Origin of the sequence: Prauserella sp. PE36 (genome assembly GCF_003311655.1) — a bacterium.
In the GTDB taxonomy this organism is placed as follows: Bacteria; Actinomycetota; Actinomycetes; order Mycobacteriales; family Pseudonocardiaceae; genus Prauserella_A; species Prauserella_A endophytica.
In genome coordinates, this window is the sequence record NZ_QEQT01000080.1 from 24233 (window position 1) to 47143 (window position 22911).

General features: G+C 70.6%; 26 protein-coding genes and 2 tRNA genes. 9 read left to right on the top strand and 19 right to left on the bottom strand.

Annotated elements, in window-relative coordinates:
• Positions 1-558 precede the first annotated feature (558 nt).
• The 5 genes from DI005_RS21655 to DI005_RS21675 form a co-directional block, all read right to left on the bottom strand.
• A tRNA-Ala gene (locus DI005_RS21655) sits at positions 559-631 on the bottom strand.
• Between the two features lie 55 nt (positions 632-686).
• Positions 687-1505 carry a gephyrin-like molybdotransferase receptor GlpR gene (glpR, locus tag DI005_RS21660; RefSeq protein WP_113643331.1) on the bottom strand — a complete coding sequence of 273 codons (819 nt, stop codon included), beginning with the start codon at positions 1503-1505 and terminating at the stop codon, positions 687-689.
• A gap of 186 nt (positions 1506-1691) precedes the next feature.
• Positions 1692-2372, bottom strand: a complete 681-nt coding sequence (locus DI005_RS21665) for a GNAT family N-acetyltransferase (protein WP_112276487.1) — start codon at positions 2370-2372, stop codon at positions 1692-1694.
• A gap of 9 nt (positions 2373-2381) precedes the next feature.
• A complete protein-coding gene (gene glp, locus DI005_RS21670) occupies positions 2382-3653 on the bottom strand; it encodes a gephyrin-like molybdotransferase Glp (RefSeq protein WP_112276486.1) in 1272 nt (423 codons plus the stop codon).
• Complete coding sequence (locus DI005_RS21675) at positions 3650-4555, bottom strand: UTP--glucose-1-phosphate uridylyltransferase (RefSeq protein WP_113643332.1); 906 nt, start codon at positions 4553-4555, stop codon at positions 3650-3652. The genes glp and DI005_RS21675 overlap by 4 nt, the downstream gene beginning before the upstream one ends.
• A 111-nt stretch (positions 4556-4666) precedes the next feature.
• Between DI005_RS21675 and DI005_RS21680 the strand changes: the two genes are divergently transcribed.
• The 4 genes from DI005_RS21680 to mscL all read left to right on the top strand — a co-directional run bounded on the left by DI005_RS21680 (position 4667) and on the right by mscL (position 6929).
• Positions 4667-5269, top strand: coding sequence for a 5-formyltetrahydrofolate cyclo-ligase (locus DI005_RS21680; RefSeq protein WP_199543090.1), 603 nt, complete (start codon positions 4667-4669; stop codon positions 5267-5269).
• 89 nt (positions 5270-5358) lie between these two features.
• The gene (locus DI005_RS21685) at positions 5359-5706 is read left to right on the top strand and encodes an FmdB family zinc ribbon protein (protein WP_113643334.1); all 348 of its coding nucleotides are present in this window, start codon (positions 5359-5361) and stop codon (positions 5704-5706) included.
• 137 nt (positions 5707-5843) lie between these two features.
• Positions 5844-6497 carry an SAF domain-containing protein gene (locus DI005_RS21690; RefSeq protein WP_113643335.1) on the top strand — a complete coding sequence of 218 codons (654 nt, stop codon included), beginning with the start codon at positions 5844-5846 and terminating at the stop codon, positions 6495-6497.
• A 30-nt stretch (positions 6498-6527) separates the two neighbouring features.
• Positions 6528-6929 (top strand): large-conductance mechanosensitive channel protein MscL, encoded by a 402-nt coding sequence (mscL, locus tag DI005_RS21695; RefSeq protein ID WP_112276477.1) that lies wholly within the window; start codon positions 6528-6530, stop codon positions 6927-6929.
• Between the two features lie 22 nt (positions 6930-6951).
• Here the strand turns inward: mscL and DI005_RS21700 are convergent, their stop codons facing one another.
• Both DI005_RS21700 and DI005_RS21705 read right to left on the bottom strand, forming a co-directional pair.
• Complete coding sequence (locus DI005_RS21700; protein ID WP_112276475.1) at positions 6952-7134, bottom strand: hypothetical protein; 183 nt, start codon at positions 7132-7134, stop codon at positions 6952-6954.
• A 12-nt stretch (positions 7135-7146) separates the two neighbouring features.
• On the bottom strand, positions 7147-7647 hold the full coding sequence (locus DI005_RS21705) for a molybdenum cofactor biosynthesis protein B (protein ID WP_199543086.1): 501 nt from the start codon (positions 7645-7647) through the stop codon (positions 7147-7149).
• 150 nt (positions 7648-7797) lie between these two features.
• Between DI005_RS21705 and DI005_RS21710 the strand changes: the two genes are divergently transcribed.
• On the top strand, positions 7798-8994 hold the full coding sequence (locus tag DI005_RS21710; RefSeq protein WP_199543088.1) for an NAD-dependent epimerase/dehydratase family protein: 1197 nt from the start codon (positions 7798-7800) through the stop codon (positions 8992-8994).
• Here DI005_RS21710 and DI005_RS21715 read toward each other — a convergent pair.
• From DI005_RS21715 to DI005_RS21725, 3 genes are read right to left on the bottom strand one after another with little or no spacing between them, the layout of a single operon-like run.
• Positions 8974-10023, bottom strand: coding sequence for a sensor histidine kinase KdpD (locus tag DI005_RS21715; protein ID WP_113643337.1), 1050 nt, complete (start codon positions 10021-10023; stop codon positions 8974-8976). The two genes, DI005_RS21710 and DI005_RS21715, sit on opposite strands and share 21 nt — an antisense overlap.
• Complete coding sequence (locus DI005_RS21720; protein ID WP_113643338.1) at positions 10020-10724, bottom strand: response regulator transcription factor; 705 nt, start codon at positions 10722-10724, stop codon at positions 10020-10022. The genes DI005_RS21715 and DI005_RS21720 overlap by 4 nt, the downstream gene beginning before the upstream one ends.
• Positions 10725-10730: 6 nt before the next feature.
• Positions 10731-12080, bottom strand: a complete 1350-nt coding sequence (locus DI005_RS21725) for a hypothetical protein (RefSeq protein WP_233520251.1) — start codon at positions 12078-12080, stop codon at positions 10731-10733.
• Positions 12081-12222: 142 nt separating this feature from the next.
• On the opposite strand from DI005_RS21725, the gene DI005_RS21730 reads away from it, so the two are divergent.
• Genes DI005_RS21730 through DI005_RS21740 form a run of 3 tightly spaced genes read left to right on the top strand, consistent with a single transcriptional unit; the run spans position 12223 to position 14164 of the window.
• The gene (locus DI005_RS21730) at positions 12223-12885 is read left to right on the top strand and encodes a glycosyltransferase family 2 protein (RefSeq protein WP_113643348.1); all 663 of its coding nucleotides are present in this window, start codon (positions 12223-12225) and stop codon (positions 12883-12885) included.
• Complete coding sequence (locus tag DI005_RS21735) at positions 12882-13550, top strand: DUF2064 domain-containing protein (protein WP_113643339.1); 669 nt, start codon at positions 12882-12884, stop codon at positions 13548-13550. Before DI005_RS21730 ends, DI005_RS21735 begins: the two co-directional genes overlap by 4 nt.
• Positions 13547-14164, top strand: a complete 618-nt coding sequence (locus DI005_RS21740) for a methyltransferase domain-containing protein (RefSeq protein ID WP_113643340.1) — start codon at positions 13547-13549, stop codon at positions 14162-14164. Before DI005_RS21735 ends, DI005_RS21740 begins: the two co-directional genes overlap by 4 nt.
• A 110-nt stretch (positions 14165-14274) precedes the next feature.
• Here DI005_RS21740 and DI005_RS21745 read toward each other — a convergent pair whose 3' ends face one another.
• From DI005_RS21745 to DI005_RS21770, 6 genes are all read right to left on the bottom strand, one after another.
• Positions 14275-15600, bottom strand: a complete 1326-nt coding sequence (locus DI005_RS21745) for a S1C family serine protease (RefSeq protein ID WP_113643341.1) — start codon at positions 15598-15600, stop codon at positions 14275-14277.
• Between the two features lie 68 nt (positions 15601-15668).
• A complete protein-coding gene (galT, locus tag DI005_RS21750) occupies positions 15669-16754 on the bottom strand; it encodes a galactose-1-phosphate uridylyltransferase (protein WP_113643342.1) in 1086 nt (361 codons plus the stop codon).
• Entirely contained in the window at positions 16751-17548 is a 798-nt protein-coding gene (locus DI005_RS21755; protein WP_113643343.1) for a DeoR/GlpR family DNA-binding transcription regulator, read from the bottom strand. The genes galT and DI005_RS21755 overlap by 4 nt, the downstream gene beginning before the upstream one ends.
• 72 nt (positions 17549-17620) lie before the next feature.
• A complete protein-coding gene (locus DI005_RS21760; protein ID WP_113643344.1) occupies positions 17621-19036 on the bottom strand; it encodes a HAMP domain-containing sensor histidine kinase in 1416 nt (471 codons plus the stop codon).
• A gap of 14 nt (positions 19037-19050) precedes the next feature.
• Entirely contained in the window at positions 19051-19743 is a 693-nt protein-coding gene (locus DI005_RS21765) for a response regulator transcription factor (RefSeq protein ID WP_112276457.1), read from the bottom strand.
• 45 nt (positions 19744-19788) lie between these two features.
• Positions 19789-20439 (bottom strand): response regulator transcription factor, encoded by a 651-nt coding sequence (locus tag DI005_RS21770; RefSeq protein ID WP_110343351.1) that lies wholly within the window; start codon positions 20437-20439, stop codon positions 19789-19791.
• 138 nt (positions 20440-20577) lie between these two features.
• Between DI005_RS21770 and DI005_RS21775 the strand changes: the two genes are divergently transcribed.
• Positions 20578-20650 (top strand) — tRNA-Arg (locus tag DI005_RS21775).
• Positions 20651-20788: 138 nt separating this feature from the next.
• Here DI005_RS21775 and DI005_RS21780 read toward each other — a convergent pair.
• The 3 genes from DI005_RS21780 to DI005_RS21790 form a co-directional block, all read right to left on the bottom strand.
• Positions 20789-22198 carry a tyrosine-type recombinase/integrase gene (locus DI005_RS21780; RefSeq protein WP_113643345.1) on the bottom strand — a complete coding sequence of 470 codons (1410 nt, stop codon included), beginning with the start codon at positions 22196-22198 and terminating at the stop codon, positions 20789-20791.
• Positions 22195-22386, bottom strand: coding sequence for an AlpA family transcriptional regulator (locus tag DI005_RS21785; protein ID WP_112276453.1), 192 nt, complete (start codon positions 22384-22386; stop codon positions 22195-22197). Before DI005_RS21785 ends, DI005_RS21780 begins: the two co-directional genes overlap by 4 nt.
• Before the next feature lie 92 nt (positions 22387-22478).
• Positions 22479-22911 (bottom strand): DUF3631 domain-containing protein (locus DI005_RS21790; protein ID WP_113643346.1); only part of this gene is annotated, 433 nt, incomplete at its 5' end.

Here is a 22911-nt window from a genome sequence, read left to right on the forward strand (position 1 = left end):
AGCAAGAAGCGTCCGAGCGACTGCTCCACAAACAACTCACCACCGAGTTGCAGGCGCTGGACACCCGCGAAGAGAACCTCATCGAACTGGCGGCCGACTCCACCATCGGGCAGGACAAGATCAAGACCAAGCTCCGCGAGATCGCCCGCCAGCGACGACGCCTCGGCGAACGCCTCACCACCACGACCGAGAACCTCTCCGACAGCGCCCGGCTCATCGAAGCCGCGCTCACCTTGCTGGAGAACCCCCAAGAGCTCTACCGCCGCTGCGACGAACAGCAACGCCGCATGCTCAACCAAGCGATCTTCCACAGCATCTACGTCGATGACGACCAGATCGCCGACCACAGCCTCCGAGAGCCCTTCGCACATCTGCACGCCGTCCAGAGCGACTGGCAGACCACCGACGTGACCGTGCCGGAGCCACGAACCGACACCCGACCCCGAAATGCCAAAAGGGCCGCCTCCCAAAAGGGAGGCGGCCCCGTGGCTACCAAGGGTCTTCAGGTCCTACTACGTGGCGTTGTTTCGGTGCCGTGTTCTAGTAAGACCCCTAGGGTGGAGCTGAGGGGAATCGAACCCCTGACCTTCTCGATGCGAACGAGACGCGCTACCAACTGCGCTACAGCCCCTTGAGGAAGCTCGATGAGCATAACAGTGGCGCTATGCCCATCGAGCGAGGGGGTCCTATTCTCCGGCGGCCCTCCGATACGGCAGCTGACCGGGGTCGTCGAGCTCGTGGAAGGCGGGATCCTCGTCCTCCAGGTCCACGACCACGGCCTGCCTGCGGATCCGCGACGTCGGCACCGGCTTGCGCTCGAGGCCCACCAGTTCGCGGCGCGGGGGGTCGACGACCTCCACGTGAGCGGACTCCTCCAGCGGCTCCGGCCGCCTCGGGACACGCCTCGCGGCGTTGTTGTACCGCGCGAGCCTGCGCTGACGGATCTCGTCCTCGATCCGCACCTGCCTGCGCAGGTAGACGAGGTAGCCGACGAGCACCACGTCGGCGAGGCCGTTGAACCACCACACGACCGGCAGCACGAAGCCCGCGACCACCGCGGTCACCACGACCACGAAGATGAGGCCGAGCACGACCCGCTGGCGGAACGCGTACTTGGCGCGGGCAGCGATCTCCGCGGCCTCGGGATCGAAGCCGCCCCGGCCCGGCCGGTAACGGCGGCCCGACTCGTCCTCAGCGACGGGTCTGCGGACCGGTTGGGGTTCGGGCTCCGGCTCGTCGAAGTCCTCGTCCAGGTCTTCGTCGAGATCCTGGTCGAGGTCGTCGTACTCGGAGTCGACTAGGTCCTCGTCGTCGGCCCGCTTGGCTTCTCCGGACATGGCGAACCTCCTCCGCCATTGGTTGTGTGCACTCCCGCTCCGCACGACCCGCGCAGCCAACGCGGAATCGTTGGTCTGCGTGATCTCCTGGCGCTTGCGCGCGACCATGGGAACGAGAACGACAAGCCACGCCGCCGCGAGCGCGACAATGATCAACGAGCTTGGCATCTCCCGTCACCTCCCCCGACCGTTACCGCTGTCGTCGTGGATCGCGCGACCAGTCGGGTGGTCGCCCCACTCCCGTCACCACGCTGACCTTCGTCACGCTAGTCACAGGAGTAACAGAAAACCCGGCGACTCGCCGGTCGTATCACGCAAAGGTATAGCTAAACCGGGTGAAAATCTCACAAAGTGTTAACGCGGTTCAGGCGGCTGTGCCTTGCCGTCGGCAATGAGTCGCGCGACGAAACCCGCGCCCATCTCCTCGGCGGTGACGGCGAAAGAGATGTGGTCCCGCCAATCACCGGCCACATCGAGATAGCGCAGGAATAGCCCTTCCTGCCGGTAACCCGCCTTACCAAGTACCCGCAGGCTGGCCACGTTCTCCGGGCGCACGGTCGCCTCGAGCCGGTGCAGCCCGGCCGCCCGGAACGCGTGGTCGGTCGCCAGCGCGACCGCCGCCGTGGCCACCCCGCCGCCTGCCAGCTCGGACGACACCCAGTAGCCCACCCACGCCGACCGCAGCGAGGCCCTGATCACGTTGCCGAGCGTGATCTGCCCGGCGAAAGCGCCGTCCACGGTGATCGCGAAGGGCAGGCACTGGCCGCGTCTGGCGAGCGCCCGCAACGAGAGCCACTGCGGAGGCCAGGCCCCGAAACCGTTGCGGTCCGTCCACGATCCCGGCGAGGTGGGCTCCCATTTCTCCAGGTACTCGCGGTCGCGCAGGCGGATGCGGCTCCACTCCCGCCCGTCCCGCAGGTGCACCGGCCGCAGCGCGACGCTGCCGGCACGCACCACCAGTGGACCGAGCTTGGCAGGCCAGCCGGGGTGGCGGGGCTCGGTGCCGTAGGGACCTGCGTACACCTGCGACGTCATCGCCCGTGATCAGGCCCGCTGGGCGAGGAACGTGACCTTGACCTGCTCCCCTGCCGCGACCTCGGTGAGGTCCTCGTCGATGTTGATGAGGCAGTTCGCCTCCGCGAGCGACGCGAGCAGGTGCGCACCCGACGTGCCGAGCGGCTGCACCAGGTACTCGCCGTTGCTCTCGTCGCGCAGCAGCTGCCCGCGCAGGAAGCCCTTGCGGCCCTTCGTCGAGGTGACGGGCGAGAGCAGGCGGGCGTCGACGATCCTGCGGTGCGGGTTGCGCGTGCCACGAGCCACGCGGATGAGGGGCCGGATCATCACCTCGAACACCACGAGCGCGCTCATCGGGTTCGCGGGAATGAGGAACGTGGGCACGGAGTCGGGGCCGAGCCTGCCGAAGCCCTGCGCGGAACCGGGGTGCATGGCCACCCGGTGCAGGTCGATGTCGCCGAGGTCGGACAGCGCGGCGTGCACCTCCTCCCCGGTGCTGCCACCCGCTCCGCCCGCGACCACGACGACCTCGGACATCAGCAGCCTGCCCTCGACGGTCTCGCGGAGGCGCTTCGGGTCGAGCGGGACGATGCCGACGCGGCTCACCTCGGCGCCCGCGTCGCGCGCGGCTGCGGCCAGCGCGTAGGAGTTGACGTCGTAGACCTGGCCCACCGACGGGGTGCGATCCACGTCCACGAGCTCGTCGCCGACCGAGATGATCGAGACCCTCGGCCGCGGGTAGACCAGCACCTTCGACCTGCCGACGGCTGCCAGCAGGCCGACCTGCGCGGAGCCGATGGTGTCGCCGCTGCGCACGGCGACGTCGCCGATCTGCACGTCCTCACCGGTCCGCCGCACGTATCCGGCCGAGGGCACCGCACGCTGCACGGTGACCTTCGCCTGGTGGCCGTCGGTGAACGCCGTGGGCACCACCGCATCGGCGAGCGTCGGCAACGGAGCTCCCGTCGCCACCCGCACCGCCTGGCCCGGCTGAAGCCTGCGCGGCTGCCGGGACCCGGCCGGGATCTCGCCGACGACCGGCAGCTGCACCGGCTCCTGACCGGCAGTGCGCACGTCGACGCTGCGGACCGCGTAGCCGTCCACCGCGGCCTGGTCGAAGCCGGGCAGCGCGTGCTCGGCGACGACCTCCTCCGCGCAGAGCAGGCCCTGCGCCTCGGAGATCGCCACGCGCACAGGGCGCGGCCGCACGGCGGCGCCCAGGGTGAGCGTGAGCTGCTCGTCGACCGACCGGAAGCCCGCGGCCTCCGGCTCGTCAGCGGTGATCGGCTCGGGTTCGGTCATGACTCGGCGTTCTCGATTCGTTCTTTCAGCCAGGCACGCAGCGAGGGCCCGTACTCGGGGTCCTCCAGCGCGAAATCCACCGCGGCACGCAGGAAGCCACCCGGATTGCCGAGGTCGTGCCTGCCGCCGCGATGCACAACGATATGCACGGGATGGTCTTCGGCAATGAGCAACGCCACCGCGTCGGTGAGCTGAAGCTCACCACCGCTGCCGGGCTCGATGCGCTTGAGCGCGTCGAAGATGGCCCGGTCCAGCAGGTATCGGCCGGCCGCCGCGTACGTCGAGGGCGCGTCCTCCGGCTTCGGCTTCTCCACCATGCCGTGCACGCGCTTGACGTCGGCGTCGCCCGTGTCGGAGACGTCGAACACGCCGTAGGGCGAGATGCGCTCCTTGGGGATGTCGAAGGCACACAGCACACTGCCGCCGTGCACGGCCCGCACCTCGGCCATCTTGTCGAGCACCCCGATAGGCAGCACCAGGTCGTCGGGCAGCAGCACGGCCACCGCGGAGTCCTCGTCGGTCAGGTTCGGCTCGGCCTGCGCAACCGCGTGCCCGAGACCGAGTGCCTGCTCCTGGATCGCCACCTCGACGTCCAGCAGCCCCGGCCCCCTGCGGACCTTCCCGAGCAGCTCGGTCTTGCCCTTGCGCTCGAGCGTGTCCTCCAGTTCCGGCTGGCGCTGGAAGTAGTTGACGACCGACTCCTTGCCCGGCGATGTGACGATCACCATACGTTTCGCACCGGCCTGCGCCGCCTCGTTCGCGACGAGCTCGATGCCGGGGGTATCGACGACGGGCAGCAGTTCCTTGGGCACGGCCTTCGTGGTCGGCAGGAATCTCGTGCCCAGTCCTGCGGCCGGCACGATGGCGGTTCGGAACGTGGTGTGACTCGTGGCGCCCGTCATGGCCGCAAAGCCTAGCCTGATCTGCTGTGTCTGACTGAGAATGACAGTCCGGCGACGACGACTCGCTGACCTGGTGAGTCTCGGACCCACCGGGAAGGAGCCAGCGTGGACGTGCCCGACCGCGTGCTGCCGGAGGCTTCCAAGAGCGAGTGGCGGGCCTTGCTGGCGAAGGGCAGGGCCGCGGTCTCCACCCAGCAACGGGTCGCCGAGGCCACCGCGCTGGCCGACGCGGTCGCCGGGCTGTCCGCGACCACCGCGTGCTGCTATGTCCCGTTCGGCTCCGAACCCGGCTCGATCGCGCTGCTGGACGTGCTGCGCAAGGCCGGCACCCGCGTGCTCCTGCCCGTCGTCCCGCCCGCACCGGGGCCACTCGACTGGGCCGAGTACACCGGCACGTCCTCGCTGGTCGCCGGGCGTTTTCGTGGGGTGCTGGAGCCCGACGGACCCCGGTTGGGCCCGAGCGGCGTCGGCGAGGCCGACCTCGTGCTGCTGCCCGCGCTCGCGGTCGATCGCCGGGGCGTGCGCCTCGGCCGGGGCGCCGGCTACTACGACCGCTCTCTGGGCTTCGCCGCGCCCGGCGCGGACCTGGTGGCAGTGATTCGCGACACGGAGCTGGTCGAGCGCCTTCCTGCCGAACCGCACGACGTGCGGATGACTGCCGTGCTCACCCCTGGCCTTGGGCTGGTCGAGCTGCCCGCGAGTGATCGAGTGTGATCTGGGCCTCGATTGCGCTGGCGGAATGTCATCAAGCAAAATTGGGTTAGCACTCTTAGGAGTCGAGTGCCAACGCCGAAGGAGCCCCAGTGCCGACCTACCAGTACGCCTGCAAGGAGTGCGGCCACCAGTTCGAGGTGGTCCAGTCGTTCTCCGACGCCAGCCTCAGCGAGTGCCCGAAGTGCGACGGAGCGCTGCGCAAGCTGTTCGGTTCGGTCGGCGTGATCTTCAAGGGCAGCGGCTTCTACCGCAACGACTCGCGCTCCGAGTCCCGCTCGTCGAGCTCCGCCGGCAGCACGTCGAACGGCTCGGCCACGAGCTCGGACGGCTCTGGCAAGTCCGAGTCGAGCACGTCCAGCTCGTCGAGCTCGGACTCGAGCACGAGCTCGGCATCCTCCTCCTCGGCCACGACGACGGCGAGCTCCGCGGCCTCCTGACGGGCCTGGTTGTCCACATCACCCCTGTTGTCCACAGGCTGGTGAATCGCCGCTTCCCCGCGCTCGGCGGGCACTCCTAGCGTCGAACGGGTCGAGGGCGGAACGGCCGCCCTCCGCCCTGACGATGGGGGACGGCGATGAACGATTCGCCCGCGGCACGCCGGTGGCACCACCGGCTTCCGGCGTTCGCCCGTGGCCATCCGGCCACGCTCATCCGGCGCGCGCTCGCCGCCGTGCTGTTTCTGCTTGCGGCCGCACTGGCGGCTCGACCAGCCACCGCGGATGGCGACGCGGGCGGCCCCGTTCTCGTCGCCGCCCGCGATCTGCCGCTGGGCACCACCCTGCGTCCCGCCGATGTGCGGGTGGTCCAGATGCCCGACTCCCTGCGCCCCGCCGGGGCGCTCGCCGACGCTGCCCGGATCGCCGGGAAACGACTCATGGGTGTCGCCCGGGCGGGTGAACCTCTGACGGACGCTCGGCTCGTCGGCGCGCACAGCACCCCGCCCGGCACGGCGACCGTGCCCGTCCGGCTCGCCGACGCGGGCGTCGCGCAGCTGCTCCGGCCGGGCACCCGGGTCGACGTGGTCACGCTTGGCGCCGCCGAGCAGCACGAGAAGGTCCTGGCCAGCGGCGCGACGGTGCTGACCGTGCTCACCGAGGCGAGCCGGCCGAGAGACGGCCCGCTCGGCGAGGACGAGGCTCCGCTGGTGCTCCTGGCGGCTCCCACGGCCGTCGCCGCACACCTGGCGGCGGTTTCACTTGGACAACCCGTGACGGTTACCCTCCGCTAGCTGGTGTCCTAAGTGGAAGGGAGTGCACGCGTGCTGAAGGGCTTCAAGGATTTCCTGATGCGCGGCAACGTCGTGGAGCTCGCCGTGGCGGTGGTCATCGGCACCGCGTTCACGGCGATCGTCACGGCGTTCACCACGGGCCTGATCAAGCCGCTGATCAACGCGATCGGGGGCAGCGACGCGGCCCAGGGGCTCGGCTTCAACGTGCTGAGCGGCAACGACTCGACGTTCCTCGACTTCGGATCGGTCATCAACGCGGCGATCAACTTCCTGATCATCGCGGCGGTGGTCTACTTCATCCTGGTGCTGCCGATGCAGAAGATCCAGCAGCGGCGCAAGCGCGGGCAGGAGCCGGGTCCGGCCGAACCGACCGATGTCGAGTTGCTCAGCGAGATCAGGGACCTGCTGCGGGAGCAGCGGGTCCGCGACTGACGACAGCCGCACCACGGCCGGGCTACCGGTCGTGGTGAGGTGGCCGGTTCTCGAGGTACCAGTCGTCGGGAGCCGAGCGATCGGGCTTCGGCTCCCGCTCGTCCGAGGTGGTCTCGGGAAGGACTTCGCCGAACACCTCGTCGATCCTGCGACGGCGGGATCGACGAGGTGTCTCGGGAGGCTGCCTGGCCTCGTCACCGGTCACGGCGGGTCCGGGTCAGTTCTCGTCGAGGCCGGACAGCTCGTCGATCACGTAGGGCACGAGTGCGGACAGGGTCGCCATGCCGTCGCGCACGGCCGCGCGGGAACCGGCGAGGTTCACCACGAGGGTGCTGCCCGAGACCCCGACCAGGCCACGGGAGATCCCGGCGTCGATGGCGCCGGCGGCGAGCCCCGAGGAGCGCAGCGCCTCCCCGATGCCCGGGATGGGCCGGTCGAGCACACCGGCGGTCGCGTCGGGGGTGACGTCGCGCGGGGACACACCTGTCGCGCCGACCGTGATCACGAGGTCGACGCCTCCGATCACCGCGGTGTTGAGCGCGTTGCGGATCTCCACGGGGTCCGCACGCACGACGACGGTGCCGTCGACGATGAACCCGGCCTCCTCGAGCAACTCGGTGACCAGTGGCCCGGCGGTCTCCTCGTTCTCACCCTGGGCAGCGCGGTCGTCCACGATCACCACGAGAGCGCGGCCGAGCCGCTGTGCACTGCGTTCCATGTGCACCACCGTAGTAGAGCGCGAACCCCACGCGCTGACGCACTCGCCCACGATCCCAACGCTCAGGAAGGTGGACCGACATGTGACCGAAGGCTTACGTCCTCGCCACGGATGCTGCGACCCCGCCGGGGCGCACCTAGCGTCGCCTGCGTGCGTGTTCTCGTCACCGGCGGAGCCGGCTTCATCGGCTCCCACGTAGCCGACCTGCTGTCCGAATCGGGCGCCGAGCCCGTGGTCCTCGACCGGCTGCTGCCCACCGCGCACGGCGGCGAGGAGCCGCCGGACTACACCGGCGCTCACCGGTTCGTGCGCGGCGACGTCGCGGACGGCGCACTGCTCGACGATCTGCTGGACGGTGTCGACGCGGTGTGCCACCAGGCGGCGGTGGTGGGGCACGGGGTCGACCCCTCGGACACGCCGTCCTATGCCCTGCACAACGACTACGGCACGGCGGTGCTGCTCGCCGCGATGTACCGGGCCGGACTGCGCAAGCTCGTGCTCGCGTCGTCGATGGTCGTCTACGGGGAGGGCAGGTACGCGTGCGCCGAGCACGGCGTGGTCGTGCCACCCGGACGCAGGCGGTCCGATGTGGACGCGGGCCGGTTCGAGCCCCGGTGCCCGGTTTGTGGTGACGAGCTGGCGTCGTTGCTCGTGCCGGAAGGCGCACCGCTCGCACCGCGCAGCACCTATGCGGCCACCAAGCTCGCCCAGGAGCTGTTCGCGGCGGCGTGGGCGAGACAGACGGGCGCGACGGTGTGGGCGCTGCGCTACCACAACGTGTACGGCCCGAGGATGCCCCAGAACACGCCGTACGCGGGCGTGGCGTCACTGTTCCGCTCGGCGCTGCGGCGCGGGGAGGCCCCGACGGTGCTGGAGGACGGGCGGCAGCGCCGCGACTTCGTGCACGTCCGTGACGTGGCACGCGCCAACGTGCTCGCGCTGCGCGCGGACGGTGTCCCCGGCGAGCTGACGGCCGTCAACGTCTGCTCGGGCGAGCCGCACACCGTCGGCGAGCTCGCGGCCGAGCTGGCGGCGGCGTGCGGAGGGCCCACTCCGAGGACGGTCGGCGGAGCGCGGCCCGCCGATGTGCGGCACGTCGTCGCGGACCCAGCGCGGGCACGGGCGCTGCTGGGCTTCACGGCGCGAACCTCATTCGCCGAGGGGATCGCCGAGTTCGCCACCGCGGCGCTGCGCGAGCCGGTCAGGACGTGGCCAGGCATCACGGCGAGGCCGGTGTCGGGGGCCCAGCCAGGCGTCACCACGCAGCCAGGCACCACGGCGAGGCCAACGTCGGGCACCTCGCCAGGCCTCAAGGCGAGGCCAGTGTCACGGCGCAGCCAGCGGTAGGCGCACCTCGAAGCGGCAGCCGCCGTCGCGGTTGTGCACGCCGATCCGCCCGCGGTGCGCCTCGACGAGGCCCTTCACGATGGCCAGGCCGAGGCCGCCGCCCGCCGTGGGCCCCGCGGGCTCGGGCGTGCGCGCCCGCGTGCCGCGGAAGGCGACGTCGAACACGCGGGCGAGCTCCTCCTCGGGGATGCCGCCGCACGCGTCGTCGACGGCGAGCAGTGCCTCCTGCCCGTCGACGCCTACGCGCACGGCCACCGTGCCGTCGGGCGGGGTGTGCCGGATCGCGTTGGCCACGAGGTTGCGCACGATCCGAGCCAGCTCGGGGTCGCTGCCGATCACCACCGGCCACGTCTGCGCGCTCGCGAGCACCCGCACGCGCTTGCGATCGGCCACGGGGGTCTGCGCGGCGAGCGCGTCGCTCACCACCTCGCGCAGGGGGACGGCGGTGAGCTCCAGCCGCAGCGCGCCCGCCGTGATCCTGGACAGCTCGAACAGGTCGTCGACCATCGCCGAGAGGCGAGCCGTCTCGCTGTTGATGCGCTGGGCGTATCCGGCGACCTCGCCCGGCTCGGCCACGACGCCGTCGGCGAGCGCCTCCGCCATGGCCCTGATCCCGGCTAGCGGGCTGCGCAGGTCGTGACTGATCCACGCCACCAGCTCCCGCCGCGACGCCTCGGCCGTGCGTTCCCGCTCGCGGGCCTCCCGCTCCCACACGCTGCGCCGCGCGATCACCCGGCCCAGCACGATGGCCGCCGGCACTGTCACCACCGCCACCAGCACGCACACGAGCAGCATCGTGGTCAGCGCGGTGCTGAACATGAACCCGCTGACCCCGAGCACGCCGGTCAGCGTCGCCGCGAGGGGAACGAGCACGAGCACGGTCATCGTGCTCGCCAGCGACCCCCGCCGGAGCCAGTAGAGCACCAGCCCGCCCAGCGCGGCGACCGGCAGGGCGAACAACAGCGCCACCGGCAGGATGTGCCAGGCGTGCAGGAGCATGTCGGCGAAGGATTCGCCGGAATCGATCATGATGCTCGCTCCGCCTGGTACCGGTAGCCGACGCCCCAGACCGTCACCACGCGGCTCGGGTTCGCCGGGTCACGCTCGATCTTCTCCCGCAGCCGCCGCACGTGGACGGTCACCGTGGACTGGTCCCCGAAGTCCCAGCCCCACACCTTCTCCAGCAGGTCGGTGCGAGAGAACGCCTCGCCGGGGTGGTGCAGGAAGAACGCCAGGAGGTCGAACTCGCGGGCCGTCAGCGACAGCTCCAGGCCGTCAAGCGTCGCCTGCCGGGCCGCGGGCACCAGCCGCAGATCCCCGTCGACGAGATCCGGCGCGGGCGAGCTCGGCGCCGTCATCCGCGCTCTGCGCAGCACTGACGCAACCCGCAACGCCAGCTCCCTGGGGCTGAACGGCTTGGTGACGTAGTCGTCGGCGCCGAGCTGGAGACCGGCGATCCGGTTCTCCTCCTCGCCGAGGGCGGTGAGCATCACCACCGGCACCTCGCTGCTCTCCCGCAGGCGCCTGCACACCTCCAGCCCGCTGGTCCCTGGCATCATCACGTCGAGCACGACCAGATCCGGCCGATGCCAGGCGAACAGCTCCAGCGCCCGCTCGCCGTCACCGGCCAGCTCCACGCGGAACCCCGCGATCTCCAGATAGCGGCGCACGACGTCGCGGACGTTCTCGTCGTCGTCGACCACGAGCACCAGCCCGTCCTGCTCACCCATCACGCCTCACCAGACCGTCAGCACCAGGTGGTTCACCGCGAGCGCCAGCGCGGCCTGTCCGGCGAGCCACCACCGGCGCGTCTCCTGCGGCAGCAGCGCCGTCGCAGGCAGCAACCATACGGCGAACGGTAACCAGATCCGCTCCACCTCGGCCTTGGAAAGACCCGACAGGTCCGCGGCGGTCACCGCGAGCAGCGCCGCCCCGGTCAGTACCACCACAGGCTCCCAGCCCCGGAGCCTCCGCACGCCCGCGACCACTGCCGGGCCGGTCGCCAGCACCAGACACGCGATGTTGGCCCACACCCAGTACTCGTACGGCCTGCGCGAGGCAATGCCCTGGTAGTAGCGCTCCACCACGAGGTGGTAGCCGTCGAGCCACCAGAACCCGGCGACCGCGAACACCGCCGCGACGCCCGCCGCACCTGCCGCCACGGCCAGTAGGGCCTTGCCGCTGCGCCCGCACAGCACCACTGCGAGCGCGACCAGGCCGAGCAGCAGCAGTCCGTAGGACAGGAAGATGCCGAAACCCAGGAGCATCCCCGCGCCGAGCGCCGCCCAGGGCGCGGAGGTCCGGCGCTCGCGGAACCAGCGCGTTGCCAGCGCCAGCAGCGCGATGCCGGTGGCGGTGACCCCGGCGAAGAGGCCGTCGGCGGACACGCCGAGCCAGACGGCGCCGGGGAAGAGCACCACGAACGGCAGCGATGCCCGCGCGGCTTCCGGCCTGCCGAGCGCGGCGATGGTGACGGGCACCGCCACCGCCACCAGCGCGCCGACGAGCACGCAAACGATCGCTGCCCACACCGGGCCGGAGAGACCGAGCCGGTCGAGCCACACGAACATCAGCGTCGCGCCGGGCGGGTGGCCCGCCACGTGCGTCGTCCAGTTGTCCGGCTGCCCGGCCAGTATCCGGTCGGAGAACCCGGCGAGCATCGCCGGGATGTCGGTGATCCCGGCAACCTCGTGGAGGTACTCGTGCGGTGTCGCGAGCCGCCGGGCGAAGCCCCGCGTCCACCCGTCCACCAGCGCGAGCGCGACGATCCAGGCGAGCGAGGCCACATAACCGAGCGGGAGGAGGCGTCGCCAGGGCAGCCGACCGGCCAGCGCGGGGCCCCACGCGAGCACGCACACCGCGACCAGAACGGCGAGCACCGTGCCCTTGCCGTAGTGGGGCAGCCAGCTCCCGTAGAGCGGCGCGGCCTCCGCCCAGATGACCACGCCGGAGCCGGGCCGGTTGAGGTACGCGCCGACGGCCACCGCGGCGCCCACGAGCAGTGCGGCGAGCCCGGCGGCGAGCAGGTCACCTCGGATGCCGAGGGTCCTGCGGGCAGGCGAGCTCACCGTGGGGGACTCGACCACAGCCGCACGATAGACCCAGGCCCGGCCCTCGGCACCGCATCGAAGGTGATCGTCAGAACTCGGTAAGAACTTCATTGACGTCAGGATTTCGTAAGCACCACAGCGGTTCCCTACTGTCCAAGGTGGACCTACCGTGGCCGGCGTGAGGTCTGACAGCGTCGACGTCGTACTCCCGTGCCTGAACGAGGCACCCGCCCTGCCCGGCGTGCTCGCCGGCCTTCCGCCCGGCTACCACGCGATCGTGGTCGACAACGGCTCCACCGACCGCTCAGCCGAGGTCGCCGCCGGCCTCGGCGCAACGGTGGTCGCCGAGCCGCGCCCCGGCTACGGCGCCGCCGTCCACACCGGCCTGCTGGCGGCGAGGACGGACATCGTGTGCTTCCTCGACGCGGACGGCTCGCTCGACGCGCGCCTGCTGCCACAGCTCGTGGAGCCGGTCCTCGCCGACGAGGCGGAACTCGCGGCCGGCCGGCGCAGGCCCGAGTCCCCTGGCGTGTGGCCGTGGCACGCCCGCGCGGGCAACGTGCTGCTGGCCGCGGCGCTGCGCGCCAAGGGCCTCGGCGTGCACGACATCGCCCCGATGCGGGTGGCGCGCCGGCGCGCGCTGCTGGCGCTCCGTGTCGAGGACCGCGGCTTCGGCTACCCGCTGGAACTGCTGGTCAGGGCCGCCCGCGCGGGCTGGCGGGTCCGGGAGTTCGACGTGCCGTACGGCCCGAGGGCCGGTGGCACGGTGTCCAAGGTCTCGGGTTCGCTGCGGGGCACCCTGCGAGCGGCGCGGGACATGGCGAAGGTGTGGCGAACATGAACGTGGACTGCGCCGTGCTCGTGGTCGCGAAGGCGCCCGTTCCTGGGCTGGCGAAAACGCGGCTGTGCCCGCCCGCGACCCCGGCGCAGGCCGCCGAGCTGGCCGCCGCGGCACTGCTCGACACACTCGACGCCGTGCTGGCAACGCCGGGCACCGTCCCGGTCGTCGCACTGACCGGCGACCTGCCAGCCGCCGCGCGGAGCACCGAGTTGCGGGTGGCGTTGCGGCGCTGCACGGTGATCCCCCAGCGCGGCGAGGACTTCGCGGAGCGCCTCGTGCACGCGCACACCGACACAGCCGTCGCGACGGACCGCCTCCCCGTGCTGCAGGTCGGGATGGACACCCCGCAGGTGACGCCAGGGCTGTTGCGCTCGACCGCGGACCTTCTGCGCCGCGACGAGGCCGTGCTGGGTCCCGCCGAGGACGGCGGCTGGTGGGCGCTGGCGCTGCGCGATCCCGAACGGGCGCGGGCGCTCGGAGCCGTGCCGATGTCGCGTCCGGACACCGGCGCGCTCACGCGGAGGGCACTCGAGTCCGCCGGGCTGCGCACGGGAACCGCCACCCGCCTGTCCGATGTGGACAGGATGTCCGACGCTGGCCTGGTGGCCGCGATGGCCCCGGAGGGGCGATTCGCGGCGGTGCTACGCACCGTCCACTCGCGATGAGCGGCGAGTTCGACCGCGGCCTGCTCGGCGGCAGCTGCTGGCTGGAGCTGGCGAGCGGCGAACGGATCGCGCTGCCCGTCGAACGCTGGCGGCGCCCTCCGGAGACCGGGGACGGCCTGCTGCTCTCGCGCTGCGCGGGTCCCACCCTCGACGTGGGATGCGGCCCCGGCAGGCTCGCCGCCGCGCTCGGTGCGCGGGGCGTCGCCACGCTGGGAATAGACAGCTCGCCGGTCGCTGTGCGGCTCGCCCTGCGCCGGGGAGCGATCGCGCTGCGCAGGGACGTGTTCGCCAGGGTGCCCGGCGAAGGCCGGTGGCGGCACGTGCTGCTGGCCGACGGCAACATCGGCATCGGCGGCGACCCGGTGCGCCTGCTGCGGCGAGTCGCCCGGCTGCTGGGCCCGGGCGGCAGCGCGGTCGTCGAGGTGGAGCCACCCGGTCACGGCCTGTGCAGGGAACGAGTTCGTGTGGGCGGCCCCGCCGAGGCGGGCGGCTGGTTCGGCTGGGCCTGGCTGGGGATGGACGCCATCGGCACGTCCGCGGCGGAGGCGGGCCTGCGGCTGCGCTGGAGCGGGAAGCACGAGCGCCGCTGGTTCACCGAGCTGACGGCCCCCTGACGCAACCACGCGCAACCGGGCAAGGGGGTCCCGGTTGCGCGTGGGCTATGGATTCCGGCGACCGAGGCCGGAGCTGGTCTCGGCCGCCACCGCGGCCGAGCGTCGGTGGTTCAGTTGCCTTCGACCGGCTGGCCGCCGAGGGTCACCTCGAGCGTCTTGTTGTCCTGGAGCGTGAGGGTGACCTGCTCCCCCGGTGCCCTGGTCCGGACGGCGGCGACGAGTGCGTTGGCGTCCTCGATCACTCGGTCGTCGAACTTGGTGACCACGTCGCCTGCCTTGAGGCCTGCCTTCTCGGCGGGGCTGCCGGGCATCACCTCGCCGATGGCCGCGCCGCCGTTGGGGGCGTCGCCGACGGTCGCGCCGATGTAGGTCTGGGTGGCGTGGCCGTTCTCGATGATGTCGTCGGCCGTGCGCCGCGCCTGGTCGATCGGGATCGCGAAGCCGATGCCGACGTTGCCGCCCTCGCCGCCGGATGTGGACTGCGGGCTGTAGATCACCGAGTTGATGCCCACGACCTGCCCGGACATGTTGGCCAGCGGGCCGCCAGAGTTGCCGGGGTTGATCGCGGCGTCGGTCTGGATCGCGTCCATCACGGTCGCCTGGTCGCCCGAGCCACCGGCGGAGACGGGTCGGTGCAGCGAGCTGACGATGCCCGCCGTGACCGTTCCGGCGAGCTCGAACGGCGAGCCGATGGCCACCACCTGCTGACCGACCCGGAGGTCGTCGGAGCGGCCGAGCTCCACGACCGGGAGGTTGCTGACGCCCTCGGCGCGCACCACCGCGATGTCGGTTGTCGGGTCGCGCCCGACGATCGACGCCTCGGCGCGGTCGCCGTTCTGGAAGACCACCGTGACGGTGCCACCGTTCGCGGCGCCCTCGACCACATGGTTGTTGGTGAGGATGTAGCCGTCGTCGCTGATGATGAAACCGGAACCCTCGTTGGCGGCCCGCTGACCTTCCACCTGGAGCTGCACGACGCTCGGCATGAGTTTCTGCGCTGCCGCCTCGACGGTGCCCGCCGGGGCGTTGCCCGTCTGCTGGGCGGGTGGGGTCTGGTCGAGCGCGTTGACCGAGCTGCCGGCTGCCGGGCTGTTGTCCGCGGCGAGATACCCGCCCGCGACACCCGCGCCACCTCCGACCAGCAGCGCGAGCACCGCGACTCCGGCAACGAGTCTCGCCGTGCCCTTACGCTGCTGCCCCGGTCCGCTCGTGGGCTGGGTGTGCGCCGCGAACGTGGCCGCCGGGTAGGACGGGCCGGGCACAGTGTGCTGAGCGGCCGGGTACTGATGACCGGGCTGGGTGGGCTGCCCCTGGGGCACCTGGCCCTGCGCCGACCACGGGTTCGGCTCGTCCGGTCCCGGCCAACCACCGTGCTCCGGGCCTCCTGGTGCCGATGCGCCGGACTTGTCCGCAGCTGTGGGGTCGTTCTCGGTCATGCACCCATGATGGGCCAAGCTCCTGAGAGCTTGCTGAACTGAACCTGTGGGGAGCACGTGGAAGCGGCTCAGCCCGCGGCGCGCAGCCGCTCCGCGATCTGCTCCGGGGTGGAGTCGTTCACCCACACGGCCATGCCCGACTCCGAGCCGGCGAGGTACTTCAGCTTGTCCCTGGACCGCAGCACCGAGAACAGCTCGAGGTGCAGCCAGGAAAGCTCGCGGTCGCGGTGGCGGGGCGACTGGTACCAGCCCGCGACGTAGGGCAGCGGTCGGTCGTAAAGGCCGTCGCACCGGCGCAGCACCTGTAGGTACACCCGCGCGAAGTCGTCGCGCTCGGCGGCGTCGAGCTCGGTGAGGTCGGCGACCTGGCGGTGTGGCACCACCTGCACCTGCACCGGCCAACGCGCCGCGGGCGGCACGAAGGCGGTCCAGAACCGGCCCTCGGCGACGACGCGCGTGCCCGCCTTGTGCTCATTGGCGAGCACGTCGCCCATGACGTGCCTGCCGTGCTCGGCGCGGTAGGCGGCGGCGGTGGCGAGCATCCGCTCGGTCCTCGGGGTGACGAACGGGTAGGCGTAGATCTGGCCGTGCGGATGGTGCAGGGTGACGCCGATCTCCTCGCCCCTGTTCTCGAAGGGAAAGACCTGCTCAACACCGTCCAGTTCGGACAGTGCAGCCGTGCGGTCGGCCCACACGTCGACGACCGTGCGGACCCGCTCGGCGCTCAGCTCGCCGAACGACCGCTCGTGGTCGCTGGTGAAGCAGACGACCTCGCAGCGCCCCCGGCCGGGCGCGAGCGGGACCAGCCCTGCGCCGTCCACCGTGGTGGCCTCGCCCGACACGTTCTTGGCGAACGAAGGGAACCGGTTCTCGAACACCACGACGTCGTAGTCGGCCTCGGGCACCTCGCTCGGCTTGCCGGGGCGCGTCGGGCACAGCGGGCACAGGTCGGCAGGCGGCTTGTAGGTACGGGTCTGCCTGTGGGCAGCCATCGCGACCCACTCGCCGGTCAGCGGGTCGCAGCGGATCTCCGACGCGGCCGAGACGGCGGGCAGGTCGCGGGTGTCCACGGCCTCGCGGGGCTGTGCGAGCTCGTGCTCGTCGAAGTAGATGATCTCGCGGCCGTCGGCGAGGTGACGAACGGTCTTGTTCACTCGCCTGCTCCGGAGTGGCGTGTCGCCGGGGCGATCATGAGCTCTCCCACGTGTTCGGACAGGATTCGCCGCGCATCGTCGGGCAGCTCGTCGTCGCTCACCACAACGCTGGCCTCTGCCAGCTCGGCGATGGTCGAGATGCCGACCGTGCCCCACTTGGTGTGGTCGGCGAGCACCACCAGCCTGCGCCCGGCCTCCACGAGCGCGCGGTCGGTCTCGCTCTCGGTGAGGTTCGGGGTGGTGAACCCGGGCCCGTCGGCCATGCCATGCACCCCAAGGAAGACCAGGTCGAGGTGCAGGCTGCGCAGGCTCTGCGCGGCGATCGGGCCGACGAGCGCGTCGGAGGGCGTGCGGACGCCCCCGGTGAGCACCACGGTCCGGTCGGGCTGGCTCGAGTCGCGCAGGACGTCGGCGACGCGGATGGAGTTGGTGACGATCGTGAGGCCTGGGATGGTGTCGAGCGCGCGGGCGAAGGTCCACGTGGTGGTGCCCGCCGAGATACCGATCGCGGTGCCGGGGCGGACGAGCCTGGCGGCGATGGCGGCGATGGCCTGCTTGTGCTCGAGCTGGCGGACCGACTTCGCCTCGAAACCGGGCTCGTCGGTGCTGTGACTCGCCACGGACGTGGCGCCGCCGTAGACCTTCTCCACCAGCCCTCGGCTGGCGAGGACGTCGAGGTCGCGGCGTACGGTCATGTCGGAGACGCCGAGCCGCTCGACGAGATCGCTCACCCGGACCGCACCGGTCCGGCGCGCCTCCTCCAGGATGATCGCTTGCCGCTGCCGCGCCAGCACGTTGACTCCATCCCGCAACCGCAGCCGAACTACACAGAATTTCTCACAAAATTCTACACGATCAAACAGAAGTCAGCCCGGGACGCCCGGCAGGCGGATCGTCATCAGCGCTCCACCTGCCTCGCTGCGGCCGGCATAGACGGCACCGCCGTGCCGTTCGGTCGCCTGTTTGACGATCGCCAGCCCGAGCCCGGAGCCGGGCAGCGTGCGGGCCTCGGAGGAGCGGTAGAAGCGTTCGAACACCTTCGGCAGGTCCTCGTCCGCGATGCCGGGGCCCGCGTCGGAGACCTCGATCACGGCGGTGCCGTCGCCGAGCGCGCGGAGCCGGACCTGCACCGTGGAGCCCTCGGGCGAGAACTTGACCGCGTTGTCGAGCAGGTTCAGCACCGCCCGTTCCAGCACGGCCGGGTCACCCGCGAGCACCCACGGTTCGAGCATCACGTCGAACTCGGTCTCGCCCGCCCGGCGCCGCGCACGGTCGAGGGCACGCTCGACCACCTCGGCGAGGTCGACGCGCTCGTTCTCGATCCTCGGCTCGCTCTCGCGGGCCAGCTCCACGAGGTCACCGATCAGCTGCGTCAGCTCGTCGAGCTGGCCACGGATGTCGGCCTCCATCTCCACTCTGTCGCGCTCGGCCAGCGGCCGTGCGCCTTCCCGGCTCGTGGCGAGGAGCAGCTCCAGGTTGGTGCGCAACGACGTCAACGGCGTCCGTAGCTCATGCCCGGCGTCGGCGACGAGCTGGCGTTGCCGCTCCTGCGAGTCGGCGACGGCCGCGAGCATGGTGTTGAAGCTGTGGGTCAGCCGCGACAGCTCGTCGTCGCCGGTCACCGGGATCGGCCGGAGGTCCATCGTGCGGGCGACGCGCTCGGTCGCGGAGGTGAGCCGCTCGACCGGACGCAGGCCGGCGCGGGCGACCGCGGTACCGGCCGCGGCGGCGACGACGATTCCCGCCCCGCCGAACAGGAAGAGCACGAGCGACAGCTCCGCAAGCGTTCGCTTCGTGGGCGCAAGCGATTGCGCGAGGACGAGCGCCTGCCCTGGCCCCGAGGGCAGGGCGACCACGCGCATGTCGGTCGCGGTGTCGGTGCGCAGCGACGACTCTGCGGTGCCGACCGCCACGGCGCGCTCGGCGTCACCGACGGGCGGCGGCTCGCCACGCTCAGGCCAGGTGAGGCCAGCGCCGGCCTGGAGCAGGCCGATGTCGATGTCGCTGCTCACCAGCAGCGCGGCGGGCACCTCCCGGAACTGGGCCTGGACGGGGACGCTGGTCACCGCGGCGTTGGCCCGCTCGATGAGGCTGTCGTCGAACTGCTGGTAGAGGTTGCCGCGCACGGTGAGGTAGGCGACGAGCGAGACGAGGGCGACCGCGCCGCCGACGCAGCTGGCCGCGAGCAGCATGACCCGCGTACGCAGCGAGAATCGGCGCGGACTTTCGGCTTTCTTCGGCGGGTGCGACTGAGGTGGTTCGACACCGGGAACGGCGGACATGGGTGGTGCCTGTGTCACGGTGGGGTCTCTCGCAGCACGTAGCCGACGCCACGCACCGTGTGGATCAGCCGGGGCTCACCCTCGGCCTCGGTCTTGCGCCGCAGATAGCCGACGTAGACCTCCAGGGCGTTGCCCGAGGTGGGGAAGTCGTAGCCCCACACCTCCTCCAGGATGCGGCTGCGCGTGAGCACGTGCTTCGGATAGGACATGAACAACTCGAGCAGGGCGAACTCGGTGCGGGTCAGGCTGATCGGCCGCTCGCCCCTGCGCACCTCGCGGGTGCCGGGGTCCAGGGTGAGGTCGGAGAACGACAGCACCTCGGAATGCTGCGAGTTCTGCGACTCCGCACTGGCGCGACGCAGGAGTGCGCGCAGCCTGGCGAGCAGTTCCTCCAGCGCGAAGGGCTTGGGCAGGTAGTCGTCGGCACCCGCGTCGAGCCCGGAGACGCGATCGGAAACGGTGTCCCGCGCCGTGAGCACCAGAATCGGCAGGTCGTCGCCGGTGCTGCGCAGCCTGCGGGCGACCTCGAGGCCGTCGAGCCGGGGCATCATGACGTCGAGCACCATGGCGTCCGGCCGGTCACCGGTCACCTTCTCCAGCGCCTGCGCTCCGTCGCTGGCGACGTCGACCTGGTAGCCGTTGAACTCCAGGGACCGCCGCAGGGACTCGCGAACGGCCCGATCGTCGTCGACAACGAGAATGCGCATGGGAACAGTCTTACCGCTTGAGCTGAGACTGTCCTTAACGCGGCGTCACTCGACCAGGCCACCCCGGTAGGCCAGCAGGGCGGCCTGGACGCGGTTGGCCGCGCCGATCTTGGAGAGCACGGCCGAGACGTAGCCCTTCACGGTGGCCTCGGAGAGGTGCAGCGACCCGCCGATCTCGGCGTTGGACAGTCCCTGGCCGATGAGCCCAACCACCTCGCGCTCGCGCTCGGAGAGCGAGGCCAGCAGCTTGCGAGCGGGAGCGGCGGCACGCTGCTCGTCGCGGTGGGCGTTGACCATGCGGGCGGCGACGCTGGGGTCGAGCACGGCCCCGCCGCGGGCCAGGTCGCGCACGGCCCGCACCAGCACGGCGGGCTCGATGTCCTTCAGCAGGAACCCGTTGGCGCCGAAGCTCAGGGCGAGGCTGACGTAGGAGTCGACGTCGAAGGTGGTGAGCATCGCCACCCGCGGCGGCGCCGGCAACGCCTGGATCGCCCGCAACGCCCGGATACCGTCGTCGGGGGCGCGCATCTTGATGTCGAGGAGGGCGACGTCGGGCTGGTAGCGCCGGGCGGTCTCCACGGCCGATCTGCCGTCAACGGCCTCCCCGACGACCTCGATGTCCGGCGCGACGGACATCATCGCCCGCAACCCCGACCGGACCAGTTCCTCGTCGTCGGCGAACATGACCTTGATCAACCGATGCCTCCGCGCCGCATCCAAGGGGCTGGTTACCCACTGGTAGTCTGGGTATTACAGTGAGCAACTCGCGCGTAGTCAAGGTCCGCCTCACCCACGCGCGGCCGGTACGGCTAAGCTAAGGCCCGGGCACGACCAGCCTCCGTAGCTCAGGGGATAGAGCACCGCTCTCCTAAAGCGGGTGTCGCAGGTTCGAATCCTGCCGGGGGCGCACCCAAAGACCTCTGAAAACCGCCCCTTGACCAGCGCTTTCGCGGCCAAGGGGCGGTTTTGCAGTGTGCGGTTGAGTGCGCCTCGGAGCGGTGGTTAGCGGCCCGTTGTGCCGAGGACGTGCCGAAGTTCCCCGGTTCTACCGGTGCCCGAGCGCACGTTGGACCTTCGCCTTGGAAACGCGGTCCTGCCCGTCCAGACACTTCGCGTAGACCTGCAACAGCACGTCCACCGAGTGCCCGGCCCATTCCGCGACCTCCGTCGGGTCGATGCCAGCGTTGAGCCACGTCGAGACTGCCGCGTGCCTCAAGTCGTAAGGACGAGCAACGAGCGGACCCGACGCGACCGACTCCGTGAACGTCGCTTGGCGCGCAGCGCGCCACACGCGATGCCAGGTGACCGCCGGGACCTCTCCCCCACCGTCACCGACAAACAGCTCTCCACGCGGGCCTGTCCCGAACTGGTCTAGGTGTTCGCGCAGGATCGCCGTCAGCTCTGGCGGACACGGCACCGGGCGTCCCTCACCGCGTTCGCGATGCTTGAGACCGCGCCTGTCCCGTGGCTTCCCGCTGTCGGTCCAGGCACTCCCGGCATGCGGTGTCGCTTCCTCTACGTAGATCTCGCCCCAGTCATACACCCACTCTTCCTTTCGGCTGTCCCACTTGGGCTCTGGCAACGTCAGGTTCTCCACGTTCAAGTTCACCGCCTCCTCTGGACGCAACCCCGCGAAATACATCGCCGCATAACATGCGTACAGGCGGGCACCACTTCGTTTCGTCGCCCGCACCTCACGAAGCAACGTCCTTACCTGGATCGGATTCGCCACACGTCGGCGATCGATCGCGCGAGACGGCTTAGGCGCGGACCATTTGATCTCCTTTACTGGGTTAGCCAGGAGCCACCCTCTCTCGACGCAATAGTTGAGAAAGTTGTTCAGTATCATCCGACGCTGCCGAGCCACACTGCGCGCGAGCGGCTTGCCGTCGATTCTTGACACGACTGAATCATGCAGCCTGCGAGAAACCTCCGGGTCTAGCACGCGAGAAAGGGGCGCAGAGTTTCTCTTGATCCACCGAATGGCATCGTCAATGCCGACTGGCTTCCCGCCCGACTCACGTCGTCTGCTGTTGAAGACCCAGTTGTTGAGGGCCGACCTGATCAGCTTTTCCCCGGGGCTTCCGGATTCGTCGTTGAGCATCACCAAGGTGGCAGGGGTTAGTGATTCCGCGATCGTCTGCCGATAAGTGGCGGCCGCCTTCGGCCACTTCATGTCGACGTACTGGCAGACCGCCTCGTACCACGACACCGACTTGGACTGCCGCACCATTGAAACCGGAAGGCCGTCCGCAAGCCGGAATGCCTCGCCTCGACCGGCAGCCGATTGCAGATCCGAGCGGAAGCTCTCCGCAAGCCCTCGATGCGAGAACGGCTCTTTGAACGGCGGAAGTTTTGCGACCTTCCAGCGGACCCAGTACGTCGTCTTGCGCTTCCCCTTGTAGACGTCAATGCTCCAGATTCGAACGTCGAAAGTGGTTTCGCCGTAACTCAAGCCGCAGCCTCCTCGCAGCCTTCAAGCCACCGGTCGTACTCGGCGCGCCGGATTCGAATGTCGCCGTTGGGCAATTTCAGGCAGCGTGGGGCTCGCCCCTTTGCTCGCCATTCGTGGAAGGTTCGTCGTGAGATGCCGAGGTCGCTGCAGACATCGGCGATGGTGAGGTGTTGGCGTGGCGTGGCCATGCGGTGTGTCCCTTGCTGTTGATCGTGTGGATGGCTGTGGTGGTCCTGTGCATGGCGCTCTCCTCGCTTAGTTCGGGGTCGGTGCGGGGCGTTCAGGCGTCGTTGTGGACGAGTCGGAGGGGGTGGGGCGTCCCAGCCGTCCCAGGCGTCCCGTCGCTGGTCAGGCCTGGGACGGCTTTTCTGGTGGGACGGCTTGAGCCGTCCCAGGGTTTTGAGCCGTCCCGGGCTGACCTGGGGTGATGAGGCTGGGACGGCTGGGACGGCTCCCCCTCCGGAAGGGGGCCGAGTTCGGGGCAGTAGCGCGCCCAGGAGTCGGTGAAGTCGGCCCGTTCGTAGCCTTTGCGTTGGCCGTCGGGGAAGCGGATGTTGCCGGAGCGGATGCCGTACTCGCGCAGCAGCGCGCTCATCTTCATGGCGGTGAGGCCGTTGGCGCCGTACTCGCCCCAGGGTGATTCCGGGATGCCGCGTAGCCGGTGCAGCAGTTCGGCGGTGGGCAGGGCAAGGTCAGTGCCGAAGGCGGTGCGG

Coding starts and splice junctions, on each gene's coding strand:
- glp (WP_112276486.1), bottom strand. CDS start 3,653: ATGACCGAACCCGAGCCGATCACCGCTGACGAGCCGGAGGCCGCGGGC.
- DI005_RS21745 (WP_113643341.1), bottom strand. CDS start 15,600: ATGACCGAGAACGACCCCACAGCTGCGGACAAGTCCGGCGCATCGGCA.
- DI005_RS21665 (WP_112276487.1), bottom strand. CDS start 2,372: ATGACGTCGCAGGTGTACGCAGGTCCCTACGGCACCGAGCCCCGCCAC.
- glpR (WP_113643331.1), bottom strand. CDS start 1,505: ATGCCAAGCTCGTTGATCATTGTCGCGCTCGCGGCGGCGTGGCTTGTC.
- DI005_RS21675 (WP_113643332.1), bottom strand. CDS start 4,555: ATGACGGGCGCCACGAGTCACACCACGTTCCGAACCGCCATCGTGCCG.
- DI005_RS21765 (WP_112276457.1), bottom strand. CDS start 19,743: ATGCGCATTCTCGTTGTCGACGACGATCGGGCCGTTCGCGAGTCCCTG.
- DI005_RS21740 (WP_113643340.1), top strand. CDS start 13,547: ATGAGCGGCGAGTTCGACCGCGGCCTGCTCGGCGGCAGCTGCTGGCTG.
- DI005_RS21735 (WP_113643339.1), top strand. CDS start 12,882: ATGAACGTGGACTGCGCCGTGCTCGTGGTCGCGAAGGCGCCCGTTCCT.
- DI005_RS21760 (WP_113643344.1), bottom strand. CDS start 19,036: ATGTCCGCCGTTCCCGGTGTCGAACCACCTCAGTCGCACCCGCCGAAG.
- DI005_RS21720 (WP_113643338.1), bottom strand. CDS start 10,724: ATGGGTGAGCAGGACGGGCTGGTGCTCGTGGTCGACGACGACGAGAAC.
- DI005_RS21690 (WP_113643335.1), top strand. CDS start 5,844: ATGAACGATTCGCCCGCGGCACGCCGGTGGCACCACCGGCTTCCGGCG.
- DI005_RS21705 (WP_199543086.1), bottom strand. CDS start 7,647: ATGGAACGCAGTGCACAGCGGCTCGGCCGCGCTCTCGTGGTGATCGTG.
- DI005_RS21785 (WP_112276453.1), bottom strand. CDS start 22,386: ATGGCCACGCCACGCCAACACCTCACCATCGCCGATGTCTGCAGCGAC.
- DI005_RS21715 (WP_113643337.1), bottom strand. CDS start 10,023: ATGATCGATTCCGGCGAATCCTTCGCCGACATGCTCCTGCACGCCTGG.